16 protein-coding genes and 1 tRNA gene are annotated in these 26,016 nt (G+C 53.2%); 11 read left to right on the top strand and 6 right to left on the bottom strand.

The features are described 5' to 3' along the window. The 11 genes from ACXX82_RS05785 (at position 1) to ACXX82_RS05735 (ending at position 20,900) form a co-directional block, all read left to right on the top strand. A complete protein-coding gene (locus ACXX82_RS05785; RefSeq protein WP_322232657.1) occupies positions 1–618 on the top strand; it encodes a lytic transglycosylase domain-containing protein in 618 nt (205 codons plus the stop codon). Between the two features lie 95 nt (positions 619–713). Continuing rightward, entirely contained in the window at positions 714–1,325 is a 612-nt protein-coding gene (locus ACXX82_RS05780) for an SCO family protein (protein WP_416348519.1), read from the top strand. 11 nt (positions 1,326–1,336) lie between these two features. Then, positions 1,337–3,013, top strand: a complete 1,677-nt coding sequence (locus tag ACXX82_RS05775) for a cytochrome C (RefSeq protein WP_458562595.1) — start codon at positions 1,337–1,339, stop codon at positions 3,011–3,013. Positions 3,014–3,487: 474 nt separating this feature from the next. Next, entirely contained in the window at positions 3,488–5,050 is a 1,563-nt protein-coding gene (locus ACXX82_RS05770; RefSeq protein ID WP_322232652.1) for a multicopper oxidase domain-containing protein, read from the top strand. Positions 5,051–5,106: 56 nt separating this feature from the next. Next, positions 5,107–6,702, top strand: a complete 1,596-nt coding sequence (locus ACXX82_RS05765) for a multicopper oxidase domain-containing protein (RefSeq protein ID WP_322232650.1) — start codon at positions 5,107–5,109, stop codon at positions 6,700–6,702. Positions 6,703–6,779: 77 nt separating this feature from the next. Beyond that, positions 6,780–15,260 (top strand): hypothetical protein, encoded by an 8,481-nt coding sequence (locus ACXX82_RS05760; protein WP_458562594.1) that lies wholly within the window; start codon positions 6,780–6,782, stop codon positions 15,258–15,260. 61 nt (positions 15,261–15,321) lie between these two features. Next, positions 15,322–15,894, top strand: coding sequence for a hypothetical protein (locus ACXX82_RS05755; protein WP_322232646.1), 573 nt, complete (start codon positions 15,322–15,324; stop codon positions 15,892–15,894). 40 nt (positions 15,895–15,934) lie between these two features. Then, a complete protein-coding gene (locus ACXX82_RS05750) occupies positions 15,935–16,804 on the top strand; it encodes a LolA-like protein (protein WP_323506031.1) in 870 nt (289 codons plus the stop codon). A 126-nt stretch (positions 16,805–16,930) separates the two neighbouring features. Continuing rightward, positions 16,931–17,872, top strand: coding sequence for a LolA-like protein (locus ACXX82_RS05745; RefSeq protein WP_458562593.1), 942 nt, complete (start codon positions 16,931–16,933; stop codon positions 17,870–17,872). Positions 17,873–18,360: 488 nt separating this feature from the next. Then, entirely contained in the window at positions 18,361–19,491 is a 1,131-nt protein-coding gene (locus ACXX82_RS05740; RefSeq protein WP_323506033.1) for a sensor histidine kinase, read from the top strand. Between the two features lie 800 nt (positions 19,492–20,291). Next, positions 20,292–20,900, top strand: a complete 609-nt coding sequence (locus ACXX82_RS05735; RefSeq protein ID WP_322232642.1) for a PEP-CTERM sorting domain-containing protein — start codon at positions 20,292–20,294, stop codon at positions 20,898–20,900. Between the two features lie 13 nt (positions 20,901–20,913). Here ACXX82_RS05735 and ACXX82_RS05730 read toward each other — a convergent pair whose 3' ends face one another. The 6 genes from ACXX82_RS05730 to mutL all read right to left on the bottom strand — a co-directional run bounded on the left by ACXX82_RS05730 (position 20,914) and on the right by mutL (position 25,978). Continuing rightward, complete coding sequence (locus ACXX82_RS05730; protein WP_322232641.1) at positions 20,914–21,036, bottom strand: hypothetical protein; 123 nt, start codon at positions 21,034–21,036, stop codon at positions 20,914–20,916. A 258-nt stretch (positions 21,037–21,294) separates the two neighbouring features. Beyond that, positions 21,295–21,681 (bottom strand): tyrosine-type recombinase/integrase, encoded by a 387-nt coding sequence (locus ACXX82_RS05725; protein ID WP_458562592.1) that lies wholly within the window; start codon positions 21,679–21,681, stop codon positions 21,295–21,297. A gap of 300 nt (positions 21,682–21,981) precedes the next feature. After that, positions 21,982–22,095, bottom strand: coding sequence for a phage integrase central domain-containing protein (locus tag ACXX82_RS05720; protein WP_458563961.1), 114 nt, complete (start codon positions 22,093–22,095; stop codon positions 21,982–21,984). A 620-nt stretch (positions 22,096–22,715) separates the two neighbouring features. Next, positions 22,716–22,792: transfer RNA gene (locus ACXX82_RS05715), tRNA-Met, on the bottom strand. Between the two features lie 76 nt (positions 22,793–22,868). Next, positions 22,869–23,840 (bottom strand): tRNA (adenosine(37)-N6)-dimethylallyltransferase MiaA, encoded by a 972-nt coding sequence (gene miaA, locus ACXX82_RS05710; RefSeq protein ID WP_322232597.1) that lies wholly within the window; start codon positions 23,838–23,840, stop codon positions 22,869–22,871. Positions 23,841–24,121: 281 nt separating this feature from the next. Beyond that, the gene (gene mutL, locus ACXX82_RS05705; protein WP_458562591.1) at positions 24,122–25,978 is read right to left on the bottom strand and encodes a DNA mismatch repair endonuclease MutL; all 1,857 of its coding nucleotides are present in this window, start codon (positions 25,976–25,978) and stop codon (positions 24,122–24,124) included. Between the last annotated feature and the right edge of the window lie 38 nt (positions 25,979–26,016).

Genomic DNA, 26,016 nt, shown 5'->3' with positions numbered 1-26,016 from the left:
ATGACAATCTTGATCCTACGGGTTTTACTCTTTATGTTTGGCGCAGGTGCGTTATTTTTTTCATGCCCGTCGATTGCGCAAGTCTATTCGGGTGTAAATGCCGAGGGAACCTTAGTCCTGTCTAACTTTAGCTCTGGCGATACACCAACGATCGTCGTTCCCGGCCCAATATTGGCTGAGGCCAAGTCGCAGAAATCTCATCCACGCCGGGACATTATTTTTTCTATTCCATTGGTCCTCAAAGCGCTAGTAGAAGATTCGGCAAAGGAGTACGGTCTGGACCCCCTTCTACTGCATGCAGTGATCAGAGCCGAGTCCGGCTATAACGCCCAAGCCATATCGCGCAAAGGCGCACGCGGGTTGATGCAATTGATGCCGGACACCGGTCTTCGCTTCGGTGTCAAAAATCTGCTTGATCCGCGCGAAAACCTGAAAGCGGGCGCGCAGTACCTGCGTTGGTTATTAACACTCTTCGACGGTGATATCGAACTGGCGCTGGCAGGATATAACGCAGGAGAGAATGCCGTGATCCGCGCCGGTTATCGTGTACCTCCCTATAACGAGACGCGCAATTATGTACCAAAGGTGCTGAAATATTATCGCGGAGAGCGATCCTGATGGCGGTCTTGATATCCAACCCGGAAGCGCCGGCTGACGGAAAGAGCAGCCCACCGCATAACCCTATGTTTGTACGTCTATTCGGAGAAATCAACATGCGCCTTACCAAAATAATCTGTGGTCCGTTATTTTTTTCGACTGTACTGGTGTCGACCAGTGCGTTCGCCGTAAATATGGACGCGCATGCACATCATCATCATCCTATGTCGACCGAGTCGTCGCAGGCAGTTGTCGACTATAGTTTGCCGAAGGTAAATTTGGTACGGCAGGATGGTAAGACGGTCTCGTTGGCTGACGAGTTAAATGACGGGCGGCCGGTTATTTTGAACTTTATTTACACTACTTGTACGACGGTTTGTCCTCTGACTAGCCAAACGTTTTCACAATTGCAAACGGCTTTGGGCAGTGATAAGTACAAGGTTCATCTTGTCTCTATATCGATAGATCCTGAAGAGGATACGCCAGCGCGATTGCAAAAGTATGCACAAAAATTCGGCGCTGATTCGGAATGGAATCACTACACCGGCAGCGTTGAAGCCAGTATCGCCACCCAACGTGCGTTTGATGTCTATCGGGGCGATAAAATGAACCATAATCCAGTGACCTTATTGCGCAGTGCTCCGGGAAAACCTTGGCTGCGTATCGATGGCTTTTCTTCTGCGGCCGATCTACTCAACGCCTACCGCAATCTGGTCGCTGTCAAGTAAAGGGGCGCATTGTGGCAGGCAACCTGGCGATTGCACAGCGATTGTGGGTCGGACGAAGACTGGCGGGATTTATTCCGCTCATGATAGTAATGTTGTTCGTGCTGGCTGTATCGAATACTTTGGCAGAGCCCTTAACCGGTACCGATGCAGCACTGCGGCTATACCGCGGGGGTATTCTGCCTTCAGGCCAGATGGTACACGCGGAGTGGGGCGCTAACGGATCGGTAGAGGGTGCCGAAGCCGCTTGCGTCAATTGCCATCGCCGCAGCGGGTTTGGTACCACGGAAGGAAAGTTCGTCATTCCACCTATTGCCGGCCGTTATTTGTTCAGGCCACATGGTAACCGGCCGGAGGATATCGACTTTCGCTATGGGGCAGGTTTTATTCCAAAGCGTGAACCGTACACCGATGCGACGCTCGCCAATGCGATCCGGAATGGCATAGGCCGCGATGGGAAGCCGCTCAATGCGCTGATGCCGCGCTTCGTATTCGACGAGGTAACTACGGCCGCCCTGATCGACTATTTAAAAGTCCTTTCAAGCGAAGCGGTGCCGGGCGTCACCGAAGATACGCTGCACTTTGCAACCATCATCACACCCGATGCCGATCCGGTAAAGCGGCAGGGTATGCTGGATGTGCTAGAACGCTTTTTCCGCGATAAAAATGAATTTATTCGCGGTGGCTTTCAGCGCATGAAAAGCGACAAGGGTGTTATGTATCGGGTCTCCCGCAAATGGCAACTACATGTATGGGAACTCACCGGCGCGCCGGAGACATGGGAACAGCAATTGCATGCACGCATGATTGCGGAGCCGGTCTTTGCAATTGTCTCAGGGTTGGGCGGGACAACCTGGGCGCCGATTCACCGATTTTGCGAGCGCGAGGCGATTCCCTGTCTGATGCCCAATGTCGACATGCCGGTCAATACCGAGAACGATTTTTATACGATATATTTTTCCAAAGGGGTGCTGCTGGAAGCCGAATTGTTGGCATATCGTCTGCGTAATAACTACGGCACAACGGCGCGGCGGCGCTTGGTTCAGGTCTTTCGGAAGGGAGACATCGGACCGCAAGCGGCCGCTGCACTTGCAGACGACTTGAAAGGTGCAGGATGGCAGTCGACCTCTCGCATCCTACATATCTCGGGTGATGCGGCGGAGCTAGCCAAAGCTGTCAATAGCGTGGCGGCTGGCGATGTGTTGGTGTTGTGGTTGCGTCCACCCGATCTCGCGTTGTTGCCCTCCAACGCGGAACCGGGGCAATCATTATTTTTGTCCGGCGTCATGGCGCTACTGGAAAATGCGCCACTGCCGCCTGCATGGCGTGAAAACGCACGGATGACCTATCCGTTCGATTTACCGGAGGTGCGGAAAGTCAGGATGAACTTTCCGTTAGGATGGTTCAAAATACGTAATATTCCGATCGTGAGCGAACGGGTGCAGGCCGACACTTATCTGGCATGCCAGATTTTGTCAGAAAGTCTCGGAGATATGCTGGATAGCTTTGTGCGCGACTATTTAGTCGAGCAAGTTGAGGCGATGTTAAGCAGGCGCCTGGTCAATGGTTATTATCCTCGACTAGGACTGGCACCCGGCCAGCGATTTGCTTCTAAGGGCGGCTATATTGTGCGCTTCGCACAGCAGGGGTCCATGCACCCGATTGTCGATGGAGATTGGATTGTGCCGTGACGTCTGCAGATTTTATTTTGGCTATTCTTCCACTGGAATGACCGCCGCAACCTGCCCCTGCCGAATAATTAAATTCCTCCTACCTTGTTCTGGCACTGCCGTTAGTGCACAGACGTTAGGTCTATTGCTTCCGTCAAACCACTCGTTTTGGTTCATACAATGGATACCCTACCATCAGTTTGGGTGGTAACCCTCCTATTTTTTCTCTGTTAAGAAACGTATTCTTATGACAAGGGAAATGGAAAGAAAAATAGGTTGCACTGATTCGGAAGAAGCGATTTAGCTGCACCAAAGCGAATGGTTTCTTGGCCAGAAGACCGAGCTGAACCGGCGCTGCGTGCAGTGAAGTCACTGATGACGCATCTCCCCCGAACAATGTATGCAAAAAATTGCGCAAACCGCTCTGCCATCATGCTTCACAGCAAACGGTATAGATGAAGTTCACATTCTATTGACGAAGTGAAGGAGGTCGTGATGTTTATCACGAAGTTGAGTTACAGCGGCTTGACCGCTTTACTGCTCGTTATAGCTAGCACCCATGTCGGCGCACAGAACTTTCGTGTGCAGTGTCCGAATGGTACGGCGCTGCATAAATCGCTCGACGGAAAGGTCGACTCGATGATTGTCGGCGACCCCACCCGGCCCTCAGCCGCCAATGCCAACCCCCAGATCAAGTGCCAGCATATTTCGGGTGGAGACGGATTTGCCACGATGGCAGATGGACAGCAGATCTATTTGTTCGGCTTCGGTGCATTGTCTGGGTTGGCCGATTTGAATAACGGTTTGCCCGGGACCGAAGTCGCTAAGGTGTTTAATGGTGCATTTGCCGGCCCGGTGTTTCCGGGGGATGGTACCGCGCCGAACAATGCCGCCATCACGGAACCGGCACTCATGATGAATAACGGTGTACTAGCGGCGCAAGCGCCCGGACCGATGATGGCGATTGACGAAGATGATGAATTCTTTCTGACGCTGTCGAATGTCGGGATGATCATGCGGCCGGATCTTTTCGAGCAGCACACGGTTCACTTCCACGGTTATCCCAACGCGTCGTCTTTTTTCGATGGCGTGCCGGATGCATCGGTCGCCATTAATATCGCGGGTAGTTTTACCTACTATTACACGGCGCCCGACGCCGGCACCTATTTCTGGCATTGCCATATTACGCCGCCGGAGCATTTACAGATGGGGATGGTGGGTCAACTGTTTGTCCGCCCACGCCAGAATCGGCTAGCACCAGGGGAAAATCTTTACATCGCCTTGCATGACTATCTTTACCCCACCGTACCTATTTCCAAGCGCGTCGCAGCGCACTATCCGAATGCGACTTTTCCACCCGAAGACTGTAAGAAAGACATTCTATGTTCCACTCCGCTTCCTGGTAAGGATAGCGGTGTAGTACAGATCGCGGGCGCCAAATATGCGTATAACGACGGCGATGGTTCCACCCGCTATGACGTCGAATATCCGATCCAGATGATGGGATTCGATCCTAACTTCCACTTTATTGGTATGACGTTTAATCCTGAGCCATTCGCTGATATGAAGGATAAATACTTCCTGCTTAGCGGACGTGGTTATCCCGATACAATCGGCGTACCCGGCTATGCGGGTCTGCCTACTGCATCTACCAATCCTTTACCCGGCGGTGCCATGACTACCGCTGCCAGCGACGGGGTAGCGCGCGAATCGCAGGTTCAGCCCACGCTGATCACGATTAATAAAACTGGCGGCCAGACCAGAGCCTTGCTGCGGGTATCGAATTTGAGCGTGACTGAATATCACACGTTGGCGACCGTCGGCGTGCCGATGCTGGTGATCGGTTTCCATGCCCGGCTGCTGCGCGATACCGCTGGTGAAAATCTGTACTACACCACCAACTCGGTGACCATCGGAGGAGGAGAGTCAGCCGATGTGATCCTCGATGTCAGTACGGTTCCGGTGGGGACCTATTTTCTTTACACGACCCAACTTGACCATTTGTCAAATGATGCTGAAAATTTCGGCGGCATGATGACTGAAATTCACGTTCTATAGGAGGGGCTGTGGAGAACCTACTACACAGAGGTATCGGGGCGTTCGCTAAGGCGATCATGACGTTGAATATAGCGGTGATCGCTGTGTGCGGTTGCTGGAGCGTTCCCGCGCAAGCGGCCGTGCCCGGCATTACGGGCGGCGCTACTACGCCGGTGTTCTCGCTGGTGGCAAGCGCTGGCTATTCATCGCAGCCGGATGGCGCGTTAATCTATTCCTGGGGATATGGTTGCGGCAAAACGGGTTCTGCGCCTGGCGTGGTAGTGCCAGCGTCGCCCGCAGGTTTCGCACCGGCAGCGATGACCAGTACAAGCTATTGTGGTGTCATGCAATTGCCGGGGCCGACGTTGATCGTGACCGAAGGTGATATGGTCACTCTTGAACTCGCTAATGCGTTACCGGTAGCTGCGGGAAATACCTCGATCGTATTTCCCGGATTCCAGGTTTGTTTCGGTCCCATCAGCGGTGGGATTTGCCATCCCTCCACCACCAACGGTACGGCGGGCATCCTCACCCGTGAGGCGGCACGCGGGCAGACAGTGCGCTATTCGTTTGAAGCGACCAAACCTGGTACCTATGGCTACCACAGCGGCACACAGGCAGAGCTGCAAATTGAAATGGGTTTATACGGCGCGATCATCGTGTTACCAAAAACGGCCCCGGCGCGCTGCAATAAGTCCGCGCTCGGTAGTCAAGCCGATTTCAGGCTTGCCACCTCTGCCTACGGGCACCCGCAAACATGTTATGACCGCGAGTATTTGTTTCAACTGTCAGAGATGGACTCTACTATACACTCAGCGGCCCTGGATCAGGTTCAGGCTTGTGATAGTGCATTGCTTGGCGGTGCCAAGATATGCGCGCCCATCGTCGTCAAAACCGAACCGTTTCATCCGAATTATTTCCTGATCAACGGGCGTTCTATGCCGGATGACATGGACAGCTCTTTCTCTCCGGCTTATCCGGCGCAGCCTTATAACGGCAATCCGCATGTGCATCCGGGTGAAACGATGCTGGTACGGGAGATCGGTCAAGGGCGAATCCAACATCCGCTACACATCCACGGCAATCATGCGCGGGTGTTGGCAAGGGATGGCAATCTGTTGCTATCAACGGTTGATCAGACCAGTCTCGCCGGGCCGCTGATTTTTACTTTTCCTTCGGTGTCAGGGCAATCGGTGGACGCGCTATTTACCTGGACCGGCAAGGGCTTGAACTGGGACGTCTACGGTCATAAATTTGCAGGCGGTCCCGGTGCGGTGGATCCCGTTCCATGTCATCCGGATACTGCGGGGTTTTATACCGATGCCAGCAATCCGCCTGCCATACCCGGGGTGACGCCCAACTATGGCGAGTGGTGTGCCGATCATAACAAGCCGATGCCGGTTACGCCGCCAGACCCCCAGGTTGTTACCAATGGCTTCTGGTACGGCGGAACGCCTTACCTTGGTCTCCAGGCCGTAGACAGCGGTGGGGTACAGCCGATCACACGACCGTTGCCGCCCACGGCCACCTCGCAAAATCCTAGCGCAGGCTACGCCTTCATGTGGCATTCGCACGATGAGCGAGAGATTACGACAAACGATGTGTTTCCGGGAGGGATGATGATGATGATGATCATTGATCCTCCGGGGGCAGCAATCGACGAGAGGTTGTAAGTGGATTTGAGCTACCGGGATCGACTGAGATCGATGATTGTCGATGGATAGTCGCCTTGTGACAGGTGAGGATAAAAATGAAAATGACAATTATATTCAAACGGTTACCGCTTAAATTCGCCATTGTTGCAACCGCGATGGCCCTGACGGCAACCTCAGCAATGGCACAGTCTGGTGCGCTCACGACGGTGCATCTGAGCGCGCAGCGCATGAGTAAAACGCTGCCTGACGGCACCATCGTTCCGATGTGGGGCTACTGTTCAGATGACCGTGCGCAAAGTCCGGCGTTAAGCGGCGGTGTGCTACTTAACGTCAACCCATGCAGCACTGCGGTGGCTGGAACAACCAAGACGATAGCCAATACGGTCTGGGCGCCCGGGCCGACGATTGTTGTGCCGATCGGAAATCAACTCAATATCAGTGTAAAAAATAATCTGGCGGCGGGCACTTCCACTTCGCTCGTGATCCTTGGGCAGATTGGCGGTAGTGCGGGGAGCCCTACGCGGGACGTCACGCCGGTTGACCATCCACCGCAAACTGCAACTACCTGGCCAGCTCAAGCGGCGGCTGGTTTCACCCCACCGCAACAGGGCATGCGCGCCCGCGCCTTTGGTCAGGAGGCCGCCTTCAACGGCACGATCGCCTACACATGGAATACGAATATTGCGCCAGCAGCCAGGAATCCTCAGTACCTCAAGCCGGGTACTTACTTATATGAAACCGGAAGTCATCCGTCTTTGCAGGCACCGATGGGTTTGTATGGCGTGCTGATTGTAACGCGCAGGCCAACGTATGAAATCGAGGAGCCAGGGAGTGCCGAGGCATCGCAAACGCTGGAGTCTCCCGGCCATGCTTTTCCTGGCGCGTATGCTAATTACGCTGGCACACCATCGCCACTTGCCAGATTGGTAGGCGTGCCTTACGACATGGATGCAACCTTGCTATTTTCTGAGATTGATGTGAACCAGAATACGGCGGTGGATGCAGCAGCGGTAGCCGGAACCAGCGAATCGATCCGTTGGAATGATGCGCGTTGCACCCAATCGCAAAAGCCCGTCGCCACCGGCGTAGCGCAGGTGCCGTGTTATCCGGCGGCAGTCAACTATGCACCGACTTACTTTATGGTGAATGGCAAACCCTACAATCAAACCAGCCCCGCAGACTCATCTACGGTATTGCCCGATTTGGCCGGCAGCGACGCCGTCACGGGCAACATCATGGTGCGGATGGTAAATGCAGGCTTACGCACCCATACTCCCGCCGTCGTCGGACTACCGTTTACGCTGATCGGCGAGGATGGCAACGTGGCACCGGGTAACACCAAGGTGCAGAATGAAGTCAACATGCCCCCGGGTAAAACGATTGATGCATTGGTGCTTCCCCGGGCTAGCGCAGCGACCGGGACGCAAAGAAGATACACCGATGCGGTGTATCCATTTTTTGATCGGGGGCTTGGGCTGACATCAGGCAACGAGACTAGGGGAGGAATGCAGGGATACTTGGTCGTCGCGCCAGCGAGAACCGCCACGCTGACCGGTGCTGCGTTGGTGCGTGCCCTCAACACAAACATCGGTACCAGTGCCAAACCAGCGGTGACAGCGACGGCCAACCCTGACTATTACACGCTCTCACCGAACGCGACCGCCTTGAGCGACAACGTACTGACCAATGACATTGGGGTGGTCCGCGCTGTCATTCAGGGGCAGGCGTTGACCAATGGCGCCACCACGTCCACCGCTGTGTTGGCGCACGGCAACGTGACGCTTAACACTAATGGCAAATTTAGCTATACGGTGACCACTGCTCCGGCCAGTACGAGTACGGCTACGATTGATAGTTTTACCTATTGCGGCAATGATTCGGCCACCGTGTGTGCGTTGGTATCGATCACCTTCGAGGCAACCGGTGCTGCACCGACTGCCGTGGGACGAATTTATAACAATACTGCGACGACCGCCTATCCAAGCAATGTCGCATCGCTGCTTAAAGTGCCGCGCGGCGCTGGTCTGCTGCAAGGTGCAACTGACCCCAACGGCTATCCGCTGACTGCTAAGTTCGCTGGGGTTGCGCCGAGCTGGGTAGCGCTGGGTAGCGACGGCTCCTTTACCGCGACACCTTGTGCGGCTGCCCCCGCTACCTGTACGTTCCAGTTCGCATCAGTGAATAGTCAGGGTACCGCCAGTCCCGCCCAAACCGCGACAGTGGTGTTTCCGGCGGGAAGCGGCTTGCCGATAACGCTGGTCGATGCCCAGAGCGGGACGGTATTGCTCAACGATTACAGCTGGATCATAGAAGAGGATCAGACCTGGCACAATGCGAATGTCGGTGTGACACCACCGATCATCAACGGGAAACCGACGCCTAGTTTAGCCACTAGTTTTTTCCGTAGCTACATGCCGGTCGTGGCTTCCGGCTGTACCGGAACATTAAGTTGTATGGATGCACAGAGCGTCGGCGGTACCGTCGTTGTGCCGAAACCGCGTTCGCTGCCGTCCGATGTCGCGCTTGATCCGAACAAGTGGTATTACATCTCCATCTTGCCGGGTGATGCTGCTAATCCGTTTGTAGGTGCCTTCGCGGGTGATCCTCTGCTCACCCCGGATTGCTTAACCCCTAGCGCTGCCGGTGCCAATGACGCCAAATGCGGACATACGATCAGTGGCGGCCAGATTGCACCGTTAGCCGGGGCTGGATATCCACCGACCACTATTAAAGTGGAGCCGAATCCTTTGCGCCCAGCACAACTGTCGGTGTATATTTTTGAAGACGGCAGCCCAACCAATGGCGATCCCGATGCGACCGAAAACGGGCTGGGAGGATTTGAAATCCGTATCTGGGATACCGCCGGTCGCTCCGGCGATGCGATCGGTCAGATAACTTACGATGCCTTCAACATGCCATTGACGAATGCGTTGCTGGGATCACCCGGTTGCCCAAATGTTTATAGCCCCACCAATTCTGGCACAAGTTCTACCAGTCCTAATTACGCGGGGAAGGACCTGACCGGCGTAATTCTGACTTGCCCTAATGACCCTATCGATCCAGCTAATCCTAGCGCGGATTACGTTTTGCAAGGGCAGGCGCTGGTTAAAAACCTGATGCCTGGCCGCTTTGACGTGATGGCACATCCCGGTGCGGTGCGACGTGGTGCAGGAGAAATATGGCATCAGGTATCTACTCTGGAAGGCACGCCGGCGCAGGATGCTTTTGTCAAATCAGGTGAGCCTGCTTACTTCCAGGAATTTGGACCTCCAGGCTTCCACACATTTATTGGTTTCGTGAATCCCGCCCATATCGCTCAACAAAATATTATTGCGACGCATGTTCCTGTAAGTGGGATTCCACCTGCACCAAGTGCCGATAACGAAGGACCTCCTGTCACCGGACCGGTTGCGCTTGCCACGACGACGGTATCGGGACGGATTACTAGCCTGCATATGTCACGTCCGGTCAAGGAAACCTTATGGGATTCCGGTGCGCGTGGGCCGCTGGCTGCAACGTCTTGCATGGTAGGTCTCAATCAGGAAGGTGAGCTGGGCCTGAATATTGGCTACGCTGCTTGCGACGATGATGGTAATTTCACGCTCACTAATATTCCTGTGGGTTCTTACATGCTAGTCATCTGGGACCATTGGCTGGACCAGATCATCGCCTTCAAGTCGGTCCAGGTATTGGCCAGCAACACGCCGGATAAAAATGGTAATCCGGTGCCGTCGGGTGCGGTGGCATTGGGCAATATCCCGGTATTTAGTTGGTTCACGCGTGTGGTGACGAGTACCTATATTGATCAAAACGGCAATGGCACGCGGGATGCTGGCGAGCCCGGTATCGCGCAGGTACCCGTCACAATTCGGTTCCGCGATGGTTCCGTCTCCAACGTATTACCGACCGATTCCGATGGCAATGCGGTGTTTTACGAGCTTTTCCCTCTATTTAACTGGTATGTGGTCGAATCAGACCGTACCCGCTTTACGGGTACCGGCGTCAACGTCACGGTCGACGCTGGTGGCTTGCCCGACTGCGTGACCTATCAACCGGTTACCGGGCAGGGCACGGTTGGCGCAGCTAACCAGAATAGTGCCATGCCGTGTTCAAAAACTGGCGGCATTCTCAACTCTTCGTATGTCTGGAATGACCCGATTACGGGTAAGAGTTTTGGTGCTGTCCCACCGGGATTGAGTAACGGCACCAACCGTAAGGACAGTGGTAGCGTGCTGTACGAAGGCTTGCAAGGTTTCATCAACCAGAGTCAAATTTTGGATTGGGGCAAGCGGCCTTTCAATGTCGGCGAAAACGGGGGGATTCAAGGCATGGTGGTGTATGCCTCGACCCGTGGCTTTGATGATCCGAGCCTTGAGGTGCAGTTTAAATGGGAGCCGGGCGTCCCCCGCGTCATCGTTAATTTGTATAAAAAGTTGCTGAATGCGGACGGCACGACAGCGCTCACCCTTGTGAACACCACTAAGACCACCAGCTGGGACGATTACGCGACCGGGACCAAAGCCGATGGGTCACCGAATATGGTGTGTCCGGGACAAGACGGTCAAGATCCTTTCCTGACTTACACACTTGGCGCATCTAACCAGTTCAAGTGCTATGACGGCTTCCATCTATGGAACCAGGTGCAACCTGCGGTCTACGATGGTGCCTATGCCTTTACGACCGATGCTGCGGGCTTGCCTCTGGCACCGGGGAGATATGTGGTCGAAATTATTCCTCCGGCCGGATATGAGATTGTTAAGGAAGAAGATAAGAACATCTTGATCGGCGACGCGTGGGTAGCACCGGCAGCCCAGCAATTCAGTGCGCTGGCCAATATTTTCATCATGCCTGATCAAGCCCAGGTGGGTGCATATTACAATCCGAAGAATCCGAATAATGCCACCACCAGCCTTGGGTTCCAGGGCGCTAAAGTCCAGTTTCCAACCTGCGTCGGGACATTGCGTACGGTGCCTGATTTCATGAGTCTGTTTCCCGGCTCCGGTCAGGTAGCACCGTTCGCGGGTGCGATCAAACCGCTCTGCGATCGTAAGGAAGTACAGCTTGCCGATCAGGCGACCGGCAAAGCAAGTTTCTTCATCTACAGTAATACGCCGGTTGCTGCGCATTTCACTGGCTTGATACTTGACGATGCTGCGACTGAAATCAATGCCGTCTCGCCCGATTTCGGTGAAAAATTCGCCATCGCCCATGCGCCGGTATCGATCCGCGATATGCATGGCGTGGAAATTTCACGGGTGTATTCCGATCAATGGGGTACCTATAACGGTATGGCACCATCGACCTGGCAAGTCAACGTACCGAATCCGTCTGGATATTCTCCGAATATGCTGATCGCTTGTATGAATGATTCCGGTCCAATCGTCGATATGCGCCCCGGTTCTTCAACCTTGGGACAATTGATTTCGGACCCATTGTTCAATCCCTCATTCAGCCATTTTTGCTATACCAACCCGTACATGCCGGGTGCAACTGTCTATCTTGATACGCCTGTGTTGCCAGTGGCTGCGTTTGCCGATGGTTACAATCCGGCCGATTGCAATTATCCCGACAGCACGCCTTCCATTAAACGCGTTGACGGCGACAACGTAGGACCCTGGGTGGCTGCGGCTGACGGTACGCATATTGTGAAGATCACCGCGCTGGGCGATGTGGATGTACCAAATCCGGCATATCAGGGACCTAGTGCGACTAGCGCGCCATTCAACCAGCGCACGGTCAAACGGCACTATGGGTTCGGTCCGACTGCGGGCACGATTAGTATCAATGGTGTGGCCCTGACCAATGTGTCATGGTCCGACGCCAACATTACTGCAACGGTCCCAAGCGGTATGGCGACCGGTGAGTTGCTGATCACCAATGCAGCGGGATTGTCTAGTGTGGATTCGGTCACGCTGACTGTCGGGGGTGCGGTACCCGTAGTGGTGAAACCCGCCTTTTTTAATCCGAGCCCAGCCACGGCATCGGGTGCTGGCTTTCCGCATCCGATTCAAGACGCGATCGATAGCGCCCGGCCTGGCGATCTGATCATTGTGGATGCGGGAACCTATCCTGAACTGTTGATCATGTGGAAACCGGTGCAATTACAAGGCGTAGGCGCTGCCTCGGTAGTGATCAATGCTGCGAAATATCCGACCCAAAAGCTGGAAGACTGGAGACCCAGAATTAACAAGCTGTTCGGGGTGGATGTCACCACCGGTAATCTGAGCGATAAACCGCAAATCGATCCGCTTCCGACCCAAACTCCCATCACCGGTGGCGTCGTGCTGCTCGAACCAACCATACTGGCGACAGAAGAAGGGCCTGGAATAGCCGTTCTGGCCAAAAATCTACCGCAAAGCGATTGCGCCAGTACGACTTCTGGAGACAATGGACCGAGCAATTATTTTGCGGTGATCGCGAAAAATCTGGGCGTGCCTAGCAAGGTCGCCATACAACCGACCGGCTGGAATATGGGCGATTCGAACTTCCGCTGTGCTAAATCGCGGATAGATGGCCTAAGTATCACTGGCAGCGATGCGGGCGGCGGCATCTACGCCAACGGTTGGACCCATGGACTTGAAATTTCGAATAACCGCATCTATAGCAATTCCAGCTCTATGCATGGCGGCTTACGGATCGGCTCCCCATTTGAGGAAGAAACCCCTCCTGTAAATGGTTATGGCTATGACGTCGGCGTGAATATTCATCACAACGCCATCACCAATAACGGCACCGTCGAAGCGACACCGGGAGCTGGCGGGGCCAACGTAACAGGCGCTGGAGCAGGCGTATCCATCTGCACCGGTACCGATAATTATGCGGTGAATTACAACTTCATTTGCGGCAACTATAGCAACGGCGGCGGCGGCGGTATCGGTGCCATCGGTGTCAATATGAACGGTGTGATCGCCCATAATAAAATATTGTTTAATCAGAGTGCGCAACAGACGACGACCGTGCATGGCGGCGGGATCGATATTGAAGGCGATCTGACTACCAACACCACGTTTTCCAACGGTACTGGCAATATCACGATTGATTCGAATCTGATCGTTGGTAATTTTGCGCAGTCCGGTCATGGCGGTGGAATTCGGTTGCAACAGGTGAACGGCAACGACGTTATCAGCAACCCAACCAATCCGGAAAAATGGTATCGGGCAACCATCACCAACAATATCATCACGAATAACGTGGCGGGCTGGTCGGGTGGTGGTATCTCGCTGGTGGATACGCTGAAGGCGGTGATTCATGAAAATACGATCGCTAACAACGATAGTGCCGCCATCGTCGGCGCCTTGTTTGGCATCAATGGCCGTGGTCCTACCACATCGTATGCAAGCCCGGCTGGTATCAGCACTGAAATGACTTCGCCGGCACTGCTTGCAGTGTTGCCGACAACTGCTTCGGCGCGGGTGCCGGTCTCTGCGACCAAGGCGCGTAATACTTATTCCAACCCCGATATATTTAATGACATCATTTGGCATAACAGGTCGTTCTTTGTCGACGCAACGGGAGGTGCGGGTGCATCCAACGTTTGCTCGAGCAACAATACCAACGATCGGACCTGCAACGTGCTGCCACCGTCGGTAAATGCCAGCGACTGCACCGGTACGCCAGCGTATTGGGATATTGGTACGGTCGGCGATGTTTCGGCGGCAGCATCCAGATTCACCGTAACGGATATGTACAACTCGGTCCTTTCGCCAGCAGGTTCTATCTATGGCAGCAATCCTGGCCGAGGTATCAGCGTGAGTGATCCTGGGCTGACCAAGAGCTACTGTAACGGCCCGCGCGCCAATCCTGGGATGAAGTTCGAGCCAGGTCAGCCCTTCCTGCCGCCGTTCAGCATGGTTGCCGGTGTCACACTGGATGAGGCCGGAAACTTTGTCGATCTGAAATATGGTCCGCTGTCATTGACTGATCCGCTTCAACCAGGTGCAGTACCCTACGGTAACTACAGCATTACAAATAGCGGTGCCGCATATAACAACGGCATAGGCGCGGATCCAGACAGTCTGATCAGAGCAACAAGCATCGATTATCTGGGTGCGCCACGGCCTACAACTGGTCGCTTACCGGGGTTTGACATCGGCGCGACGCAGGTCAATAACGGGATTGTCGGGGGAGCAAATATACTGCTGCGTACAGCGTCACTGATCGCCAGTACAAATGCATTGGTGGCGACCGCTAACCCATTGACTGCACTGGCAGCGGCAGTGAACGGGACGACCCAGCCGGTTGCGCAGTTGAGTGCATTAACGCCAGCATCGATACCCTCTGCGCTCAACTGCGGTACGCCTGGACAGGCGGCCTGCGGGACCGGTACGGTGCAGCTTTCGAATAGCGGAAAGTCATTGCTGACGATAGCCGGTATTACATCGAGTAATCCGGCCCAGTTCGCGATAGTGAGTAACTGTGGTGCCACATTGGCTAGCGGCGCTACCTGCGGGATCACGGTGACTTATCATCCGCTGGCGTTGGGGGGAGCGGTCACCGCATCATTATTGGTGCGCGACAATAGCGGGGGTGTGGCTGGTAGCACGCAGGTCGCTACCCTCAAGGGTACGACGCAATAAGTGGGCAATAAGTGGGCAATAAGCAGGCAATAAGCAGGCAATAAGCAGCCAAGGGGATCGCATGAATGAGCAAAAATATACAGCGCTGCACAGGGAGGTTTCAGGCTGGTCGCGCGTTGCTGGTAGGGTGCGTGGGGAAAGTGGCGCGTCCCTTATAACGGACAGCCGGCACTATGCCGTTCGTAGCATTGTCGGTCCCTTCATCTTGCTAGCCATCCTTGGGTTCTGCAACGGAGCTTACGCTGATAGCCAGGAAGATCCGCGCAATGCCGCGCACGCCTGGCGCATCAACCACAACCCGCAAATGGAGCGAATGTGGGGTATTAACGTAACGGGCGTGCGGCTGGTTTCTTCCAATTGGATGCTGCAATTTAAATACCAGGTTACGGACCCGGAAAAGGCGAGGTTGCTGCTCGATCATCAAGCCAAACCGTATTTGACCGACAAACCGAGCGGCGCGATGCTGGCGGTTCCGGCAATGGAAAATGTCGGTGAGCTGCGACAAGTGTCGTCGTTGGTGGCTGGGCGGGATTATTTCATTATTTTTGGAAATGCCAGTCAAGTGGTGCGGCGCGGTAACCGGGTAAATATTGCGGTTGGCGCGTTCCATGCGGACGACCTGGTGGTCGAATAGCTGGGTCGGAATAATATTGGATGAAAAGGAAAAGCACATTATGAACAACCACTATCGTCTTTCCATTCCCTCAAAATTATGCGTGTGTTTGGGCGTGATAGTTTTCCTGACCTCGGCTGCGCGGGCAGAAACCCCACCGTTGGGTGCAGCACAAGTTGTCGATAAGAATGTCGTGGCACGGGGTGGAGCAACCGCTTGGGGTGCTATTCGTTCGATTTCCTTTGTAGGTAAGATCGATGCTGGGCGGACCCATCCCACTCCTCCCGGCACGGTTGATAGCTACTCAACGGGTCCGTCGAATCTGCGCCCTGGTCAGCGCCGCATGATGATCGCTGAAACGCCCGTAAAGCCAGAGGAGGTGATTGCTTTGCCGTTTCGGCTGGAGTTGAAGCGACCGCGCAAAAGTCGGCTGGAGCTTGACTTCGCTGGCGATACCGCGATTCAGGTCTACGACGGTAGCGCAGGATGGAAGGTTCGGCCTTTCATGGGACGCACGACGGTCGAATCGTTCAGTCCGGCGGAGATAAAAATTGCCGCTTCCCAACAGGAGCTAGACGGTCTGCTGATTAATGCCGCCGCCAAGGGCAGTCAAATCCGCATGGAAGGTATGGATAGCGTAAATGGGGTACGCGCTTATAAACTCAGGGTGGCGTTACGCGATGGAGATGTGCGTCGGGTATGGGTGGATGCTGCGACGTTCCTGGATGTCAAGGTCGATGGTATCAGGGATGTCGGTGGTCGTTCGCGTGCGATGACGACGCTACTTAGCGATTACCGCCGCATCGACGGCGTGATGATTCCCTTCAAGATGGAAACCCATGGTGTCGGGCTGAAGGATGCTGAACGAATAGTCGTGGAGAAAGTAGTGATCAACGCGGATCTTCCGGATACACGGTTCGCAAAACCGTAAAACTGTCTCAACAGAAAAAGGTAAGAATGTTCAAATCAGTGTCATTTGACGTTCTCAGTACAGGCCTTCAAAACACCGAATCGCCGCAACGGCAGAGGAGAAGATATGAAAAACTCAGGGCGCTTAATGTCAATATGCTCCGACGAGGAGGGGATGCGCGATCGCGGGGCCGCCCGTATCTTCGGTTTGTCCATCTTGCACACCGGATTGCTGCTGACCATGCTTATTACGTGGATGGCGATGCTGACAATCGCCCTCACAGCCCATGCGATCGCTCCGGTTCAACAAGGATCCTCTGCTGAAAATCCGCAAGTACAGACACTCACTGTCGCCCAAATCATCGCCCGCAATGGTGCCGCGCGCGGCGGCATTGACGCATGGCATGCGGTTACAGGTTTAAGTGAGGTCGGCCGGATGGAGCAGGTCCAGCTTAGCACCATCAATGGAATCCACAAACCGCGTTCGGGTGCCCATTCAACCATTGGCGGCGGGGCGCGCGACCGGAGTGTGCCCTTCACCCTGCATATGCAGCGCCCGCATAAGATGTATTTGGAAATTCAATACCATGGGTCGACAGCGATTCAGGTTTTCGATGGGATGCAAGGATGGACGGTGATGCCTACATCTAGCGGGGCTGTAGCGGTGAAATACGCACCGCAGACTGCGCACGCGGCGGCGACGCAACAGGATCTGGATGGTCCGCTGATGGATAGCGCGGCAAAAGGGACTAAAGTGCTCCTCGAAGGCCTCGAATTGGTGGACGGACGTAATAACTATCGCCTCGCCTTAACATTGCGCGACGGTCAGGTGCGGCATCTCTGGATTGATGCCGACACCTTTCTCGATACCAAAATTGACGGCACCCGGATGGTAGGGGGATCAGTTTGGCCGGTAGAGACCTATTTTTCCGGTTACAAGAAAGTACACGGGCTTCAGATCCCCCATGTGCTGGACACCGCGATCGGCGGGACGCGTACCACTGAGCGCATAGTGATTGACCATGTCATGCTCAATCCTGTATTGAGCGATGCCCTTTTTTCTGCGCCCGCTGTGACGTCTGGCCCTTAACCTAACGTGTCAGCTTTAGGCTTAGGTAGGAACATGGAAATGGAGATTGATTGTGGCGATTGTACGGTGCAAAGTGGATCCATTATTATTCCCCTTGGTTTTGCTTATTATGCTTGCTGTGAGTGCATGCAGCGCAGATAGCGGAAGCGAGGCCGCACCGGCCGGTACGGTCGGGCAAGCCCCGTCGAAAAGAACGGCGACGAGCAAAGCGACTTCACCATTCCTTACTCCGCCAAGACAACCAAAGGGAACTACAAATCCTAACGCATTGCCTGCGGTGCCAAACGCTGAATAGCGCTTTGCTGCCGCTGAAGAAATAAATGGCCGCGACTGACCAGGAATGCAGGATCGCGGTAACGACTATGATGCGCAATGTATGATGGAAAAAAAGCTACGTAACCGCGTCCGTATGTTGATAGTCGGAAATCTTATTATTCGCAATGAATACGGTTCACGAAGTAGGTTCCTAGGCTCGCAAGGAGACAATAATGTTAAAGCTGCAGCAAGTGATGATGACCATGCGCAGGATGTGTAGCGAGCTGGAGTTGTCGAAGTCACAGTTTGGTGAGCTAACTGAGCTGATCGGGATAGCCTCGCTGATTGTGGATAGCCAAAGCAAGATACTGAGCATCAACGAGATAGCGGCGGCAATGCTGGGATTTAAGGTAGAAGAACTACAGGATACCTTGCTGACGCATTTAGTAGAAAATGGTCAAGGGGGGCTTGATCAAGTACTGACCTTTCCGCTGAAGTCTGGCAAGCTCGAATCGTTTGAGATCCTTTTTAAAGGCCGTAGCGGTCGCAAAAGTACACTCACTATCGTGCCCCAGTCGATTGAACATTCTGATGGCATCACGCGTTCTATGTTGCTGGTGCTCACTGAAAAAAACAATCGCAACGCTTTACTGCAAACTTTGGATCGATCAGAACCAAAACTTCAACAATTTTCGAATCGTTTAATTGCAGCCCACGAACTCGAGCTGAAACGTGTCTCTTCCGAATTGCATGACGGCATTGGACAAGTGTTGGCAATGATAAAGTTTATGATCGAAGATGCCGCGCGACAGGTAAAAAGCGGAAAGCCGGACGAGGGCGCGAAAATTCTTGATGAGACGGTGGTACGGTTGCGAGAAGCAATGAATGAAGTCAGGCGTATCTCGATTGAATTGCGTCCTAGTAGCCTAGACGATTTGGGCCTGATTCCGACGATTCAATGGCATTGCCGCATTTACAAAAAAGCATATCACGACGTGCGCCTGAATCTTGATCTGGATGTGATTGAAGCGGAAGTCCCGGAAGTGCTGAAATTGGACATTTTCCGCATTATTCAGGAGGCATTAAATAATGTCGCCAAGCATGCACAGGCATCCGAGGTAACCGTCTCTCTGCAGGTGGAGCACGCTAATATGCGTTTGATCATCCGTGATAACGGTAAAGGTTTTGATGCCAATCCACTCGATTTTTCCACTGCGAATCAGGGGGGATTGGGATTAAAAAGCATGCGTGAACGGGTAGAGTCGTCTGCTGGTAATTTTTGGATTCAATCGGGTCTGAATAGTGGAACCAGGGTAGAAGCGCGCTGGTCGTTGCAGGCGGTCGTATCCGGGATATTAGTATAACAAGCGATTATGTCTGGCGGGCTTTGCAGGCGCGGAACGGTGACTCAATACCCTGTTTGGCAACCCGTTGCCCCGATACGCATAACATCAAAATGCAGCGGTGCTTCTGGCTGCCGACGCAATCGAGGAAGTGAGTTACCTCCTCGATTGAGATTCACCGGCAGCTCGCGTGGATTCTTTTGCAGCGGTATTTCTTTCACTGTCCGCTGCCCGCTGTCCACTCTCGCTTAAGCGGGACTTTGTATATTCTATAGTGTTGGCACTGACGCGATTTTGACCCAGGCTGCCGACCTTCACTGACCCATCTTCAACCATCAAAATCCAGCAGTGGGGAAACTATTTTCCATGCGAGCAGCTGCGGCAATGAATTCCGGCAGCCTGGTTCAAAATCGCGTTAGCGCGAACAGACGGAATAACAATCACATATTAATACGCGTAGTGTAACTATTTTTTTGAGGTACTACGCTTATCGATCCGGAATGGAGGCTAGCCCTTAATTGACTACACTGCTGCAAAAATGCAACGACAATTGCGCTGCGCCATCGACCGAATTACAGCGATGATACATTCTCAGCAATTTTGCTTACAGGATGAGATTTCTCGCCCATTTTTTGCGCTACGAGTGCCAGTGCCGGGGAGGTCGCCGCCGGCTACCGACACCGATATCAGTTGTCAGCAAATTTTACATATTACGAGGCGTAAAAATTATATTTTTTTAAGTCATTGATATTAAAGAAGTTTTTTTTGGGCATGATTGTTGCTTATTTAGAATTATTCTTTAATCATTCCTTGGGAAAAAAATGAAAATTCTTAATTCTTGGTCTTCCGCTGCTGCTGTAGCATTTTCGGCCGTAGGTCTACTGGCTGCACTTGCAAATGCAAATGCAAATGTGATCGATTTCGCAGGTCTTGGAAGCACATTTGGGACGGTTAAAACGTATACGCAGGATGGGATGACTTTTACCGATTCTCTCGGATTTGTTGGACCGAATATTGTTCAAAATAATTTTGCTGGTCCATATGGTTATCCGTCAACGCTTACCGTCAAGAACACCGCTGGCTCCGGCTTTAATAGCTTTGACTTCACGTCGGAACAATTTTCAATGTTCAACAACGCTGATCCTGCGTCAGTCGTGACCTTTCTCGGCACAAAGATTGACGGCTCTACCATCAGCAAGAGTTTCACAGTGCCAGGCTATAGTGTTGGTATCGAAACATTTTCCTTAACGGGCTTCACGAACCTGACACGCCTTGACGAATCGCTTGGTTTTGTGACTTTTCAAAATTTCACGTTCACGCCAGGTAATGCCACAGCCAATGTACCTGAACCGGGATCTATTGCATTGCTGGCTTTGGGAATTTTTGGTTTCGCAGTGGCACGTCGCAAATCAGGCATTAACAACGCATAAACGTTTTTTACGTTCAGTCCGAGCCTGCCCGGAGCAGGCTTTTTGCATCGGAACCTGGAGCATCAACGATAGCGGCCAGATTGTCGGGCACACCGTCAAAATCCAGCAGCCACGCAAAAAGTCTTCCTGATGTCATGTCCGAAACCGTGATGCAAGGTTATTGGTAAAGCACGTTATTTTGACTAGTTGCAGCCAAGCGCATTAACTCGCAATCGAATCTTTATAGTGGTTGCGGTCTGGATAAGCGGTACGGGTCACATTAAATATAAGGGTTTTTTTATCTGTATTCTGGTAAAGACTGTGTACATTCGTTGATACTATTCCGAGGTTTGGTTTTAATATAATGCCTTGTCCTGCCGTTTTGCTATGACGAAACAACGCATGCACTAACGCATCAGCCCACCCGCCCAAACTTTCGAGCAATGACCTTCCCGCCTGCCACAGTCTCAGGAGAATCCACATACTTCTGCATCATCACCTTGCGCTTATCAAGAAACATTGCACGGTCATAGGCCTCGCCGTAGGTATCTCCTGAAGCATGTGATAGCTGACGGTCAACGGCCTCGTGACGATAGCCCAAGCGCCCCTTAATCACGCCCATGGCAAGCAATCTGAAGCCGTGTCCGGTCATTGCGCCGCTGTATCCCATGCGCTTGATAGCTGCCAATATACCGAAATTAGTTGCACGCTTCTGAGGATCGCGCAGGTTGTAAAAGAGATACTTGTTATTGCCTGTGTATTGGTGGAGTTCTCTTAATAAAATACAACCTTGAATTTGCAAAAAATACGTGATCGTCTACTTTGCGTGGGCTCAGCTTCTTTTTTTCCATCGTTATGCGTTGCCACGGAATTAGCCAATCTTCCTTTTCGAGGTCGATTTCTTTCCATTCCGTTATCGTCAATTCGCTGGTGCGCACGAAGATCAACATCATTGGCCGGAACATAATTCTGGTCGGTGGGTACATTCGGCCGTCGATCTGCTCGTATGCACGGATAAACTCGGGTAGACCGTCCGCCGTGATGGCTGGTGACCTTTTGCACCTGGCTTGAGCGCACCTCGCAGGCTGGGGAAGGGTCTACTTCAGTTTCTATCGACTGCAATGGCGTAGCGGAATATTTGGCCACAGACCAGGCCCTGGCGCCTCGCCATATCTAAGGCGCAACGTTTTTCGATTTGCCGCAATACATCGAGCATGATTGGCGCTTTGACGTCAGTAATCGGCATCCTTCCGATTAACTGAAAAATGTCTTTCTATAAACGGCTCAGAACATGTCTGCAGCTAGTTTTCCCCACGTGTCCATCTTATTAGCATGCCACTCACGCGCTACCGCATCGAATGTATTCGGGTTGGCAGTACTTGTTATTTTTTTCAATTCGTTTCGCTTGCGCAGGCTCGGTTCCATCCGTTTTTTGTTTTTTTGCATCCATGCGCTTCTTACGTCCATCCAGAAAGCGATACTTCCGGGTAGGCACCGAACGGCAAACGTGTGTTTTTACCGTCGGGTTAACGGTAACGCATTCACCATATTTTTGAACCGGTCGGAGCGACCTCAAGATACATCCCTCCCACCATCAGCCAATGTATAAGTATTACCCTTTGGTCTGGCACGTTTGAGCTGGATACCGTTCAGCGGGGTGGCAAGTTTAGGCATTTTTCATTCAGGGAGGTTGGCATGCATCCATTGATGAAAGTAGGGATGTAAAAACCTTAGATATAAATGGATAACATCGGACGATATCAAACAAAAAACCCGCATCCTCATAGTGAGAAGTGCGGGTTTCTGTACGTTCCTGTACTACCTAGAACATGATCATGGTGGTGATAGGTGGATTTGAACCACCGACCCCAGCATTATGAGTGCTGTGCTCTAACCAACTGAGCTATATCACCAAAGAAGCCCGCTAGTATGATCTATCACTCCAATTGTTGTCAAGCGAATTGGGGGCTGATTTTGATGATTTTCGCTTTATTTTGGCTGGTTTTGATCCTGAGCCTGGATAACGGTATCCAATACCGTATTGGCAACATTATTACCGATGCAATCGATGATGATGCGGTCGGGCATTGCGCGAAGCCAGGTGAGTTGACGTTTGGCTAGTTGGCGGGTGGCGACGATGCCTTTTTCGCGCATTTCGTTGAAATCGTATTGGCCGTCGAGATATTCCCAGGTTTGGCGATAGCCGACGCAGCGCATCGATGGCAAGCCTAGATGCAGGTCGCCACGGGCGCGTAGGGATTCGACTTCGGCGACGAGTCCGCCGTCGTTGCTGTCAAGCATCATATCGAAGCGTTGGGTGATGCGGCTGTGCAGTACGCTGCGGTCGGACGGTTCCAGCGCGATCGGCAATACATCGAACGGAAGTTGCGGGGGCGGTTTGTTGGTCAGTAGCGATGACATGGTATGACCGCTGAGTTCGATAATTTCAAGGGCGCGTTGGATGCGTTGGCTGTCGTTGGGTTTGAGGCGCTCTGCGGTGAGCGGGTCGAGTAGCGCTAACTTGGCGTGCATTCCTGGCACGCCGATAATTGCGGCTTCGGCGTCTAAGCGGGCGCGTAGTGCGGGATCGGCTTGCGGCAGTGTATCCAGGCCATCGCGCAGAGCTTTGAAGTAGAGCATGGTGCCGCCGACCATGAGGGCGAGCTTGCCGCGGGCGTGTATTTGTTCGATCAAAGCCAGCGTGTCGTCGCAAAATTGCATGGCCGAATACGATTGCGTCGGGTCAATGATATCAATGAGGTGGTGCGGCGCAGCGGCGCGTTCGGCGGGGGTTGGTTTGGCGGTGCCGATGTCCATGCCGCGATAGACCAGCGCGGAGTCGACCGAGATAATTTCGGACGGAATGTGACGGGCGATCTCGAGCGCGGCTGCAGTTTTGCCGGAGGCAGTGGGGCCCATGATGGCGATTACGAGCGGGCGTTTTGGTGCGGATTGATTCATGCGGTTATCAGTTTTTGGCTTACGTTATTGTGCTGGTTCAGGCCGCGCATAGCGCTACCGTTCCGTCATCACTCCGGTATTTGTTTGTCCGGGTCTTTGCATGGTGGCAAGCGTCGGAGCAAAATTGATGATTGCGTGAATTTTACGTGAAGTCGACCTGAGCTTGACTTGAATATTAGGTACTGATCGTATTCAGTCGAGGGTCATTGGCGGCCATGACTCTTGGGCGGATTACACACATTGCGCTTCTCGTTGATCGATACTATTCCGGCTTATTGCAGTTATTGCCCACGCAAAAAGAGTTTATCGAGGTCGGACATTGCCAGTTGGCTCCATGTCGGACGACCATGATTGCATTGGTCGGCGCGGTCGGTGGCTTCCATTTGGCGTAGTAGGGCGTTCATTTCTGGCACGGTCAAATGTCGGTTGGCACGCACCGCTGTGTGACAAGCGAGAGTGCCGAGCAATGCATTGCGGCGTTCTACCAATACTCTTGAGCCGCCAAATTCGCGGACATCCCGCAGCACATCTCGCGCAAGCGTTTGGGCATCGGCATTTTTTAATAGCGCGGGAACGGCACGCACAGCCAGCGTTGTCGGCGACATTGCGGCAATGTCGAATCCTAGCGATTTCAGGATTTCCTGATTTTCTTCAACCGTGCCGACTTCCACGTCATCTGCATAAAACGTCACAGGAATCAGTAACGGCTGAACTTGCATGGCGTTTTCGTCCAATGCATCTTTGAGTTGCTCGTACAAAATGCGCTCATGCGCGGCATGCATATCCACTAACACTAAACCTTTGGCATTTTGCGCGAGGATGTAAATGCCGTGTAATTGGGCCAATGCGAAGCCGAGCGGGAATTCATCGTTCGCGTTGGTCTGGTGGGCATCAGGCATACCAACACCCAGCGCCGCCGAGGGGTTTGTTGGTGTGGCTTGATTAAACAAGGCGCCGTATTGGGTGGGTGACTGTGCTACGCCGGGATAAGTATTTCCTCTAAATTGCCCACCAAATGTGGTCTGTTGATGCGGTTGTGGCTGCAAAATAGCTTGTAAGTGTTCGGCGGAGCCACGCATCCACGGCATCGCGCCACTGGGCGCGGGTATCGGCGCTGGCGTGGTGCCAAAGGATGTCGCAGAAGTGAGCGCTAACGCGCGATTGACCGCGTGATAAATGAATTGGTGGATCGACCGGCTATCGCGAAAGCGCACCTCAATTTTGGATGGGTGGACATTGACGTCTACCAGCGACGGGTCCAGATCCAATGCCAGTACATACGTTGGAAAGCGATCGCCATGCAGTACGTCTTGATAAGCTGCACGGACCGCATGCATGAGTACTTTATCGCGCACGAAGCGGCCATTAACATAAAAATACTGCGAATCGCCACGCGCTTTGGAGGCGGTCGGAAGTCCGACGAAGCCATATAAGCGTAAGGTGCCGGCGCTTTCGTCTAGCGGCAATCTGGCTTCGGCAAATTCGGTGCCAAGTATGCTGGCGCTGCGTTTGGCACTTTCGGTGGCTAGCCAGTGATCGACGGTTTTACCATTGTGCGATAGTGAAAACGCAACATCTGGCCGTGACAACGCAATGCGGCGGACCACTTCAGCACAATGGCCGTATTCGGTCTGGTCGGATTTTAAAAATTTGCGGCGTGCAGGTGTATTGAAATACAAATCCTGGACATTGACCGTGCTGCCTTGGCCGCCGGACGACGGTGTGACGACGAGCGTACTACCGTCGATTTCGCAAGCATGGGCGGCATCGGCAGTGCGGGAAGTGAAAGTCATCTGCGAAACCGAGGCGATGGAGGCCAGTGCTTCGCCGCGAAAACCCAGGGTTGCTACATTCTCAAGATCGTGTAGGGATGTTATTTTTGAAGTGGCGTGGCGTGCCAGCGCGAGCGGCAACTGCTCTGGAGAGATGCCGCGGCCGTTATCGGTAATGGAAATGCGTTTTATGCCACCTTGTTCGAGCCGGACGGTGATCTGGGTTGCGCCAGCATCGAGCGCATTCTCTAGTAGTTCTTTAACAACCGCAGACGGTCGTTCCACCACCTCTCCGGCAGCAATCTGCGAAATAAGGTTGTCAGGAAGAGCCTGGATAGCACGAAAGGAGGGCAATGGAGCATTCATTTACAGATTATACCGAACCCTGAAGCTTGATTCTTGTC

The organism is Glaciimonas sp. GNP009, from assembly GCF_054343755.1.
The sequence above is the reverse complement of the archived record's forward strand: the minus strand, read 5'-3'. Positions and strand labels throughout refer to the sequence as shown.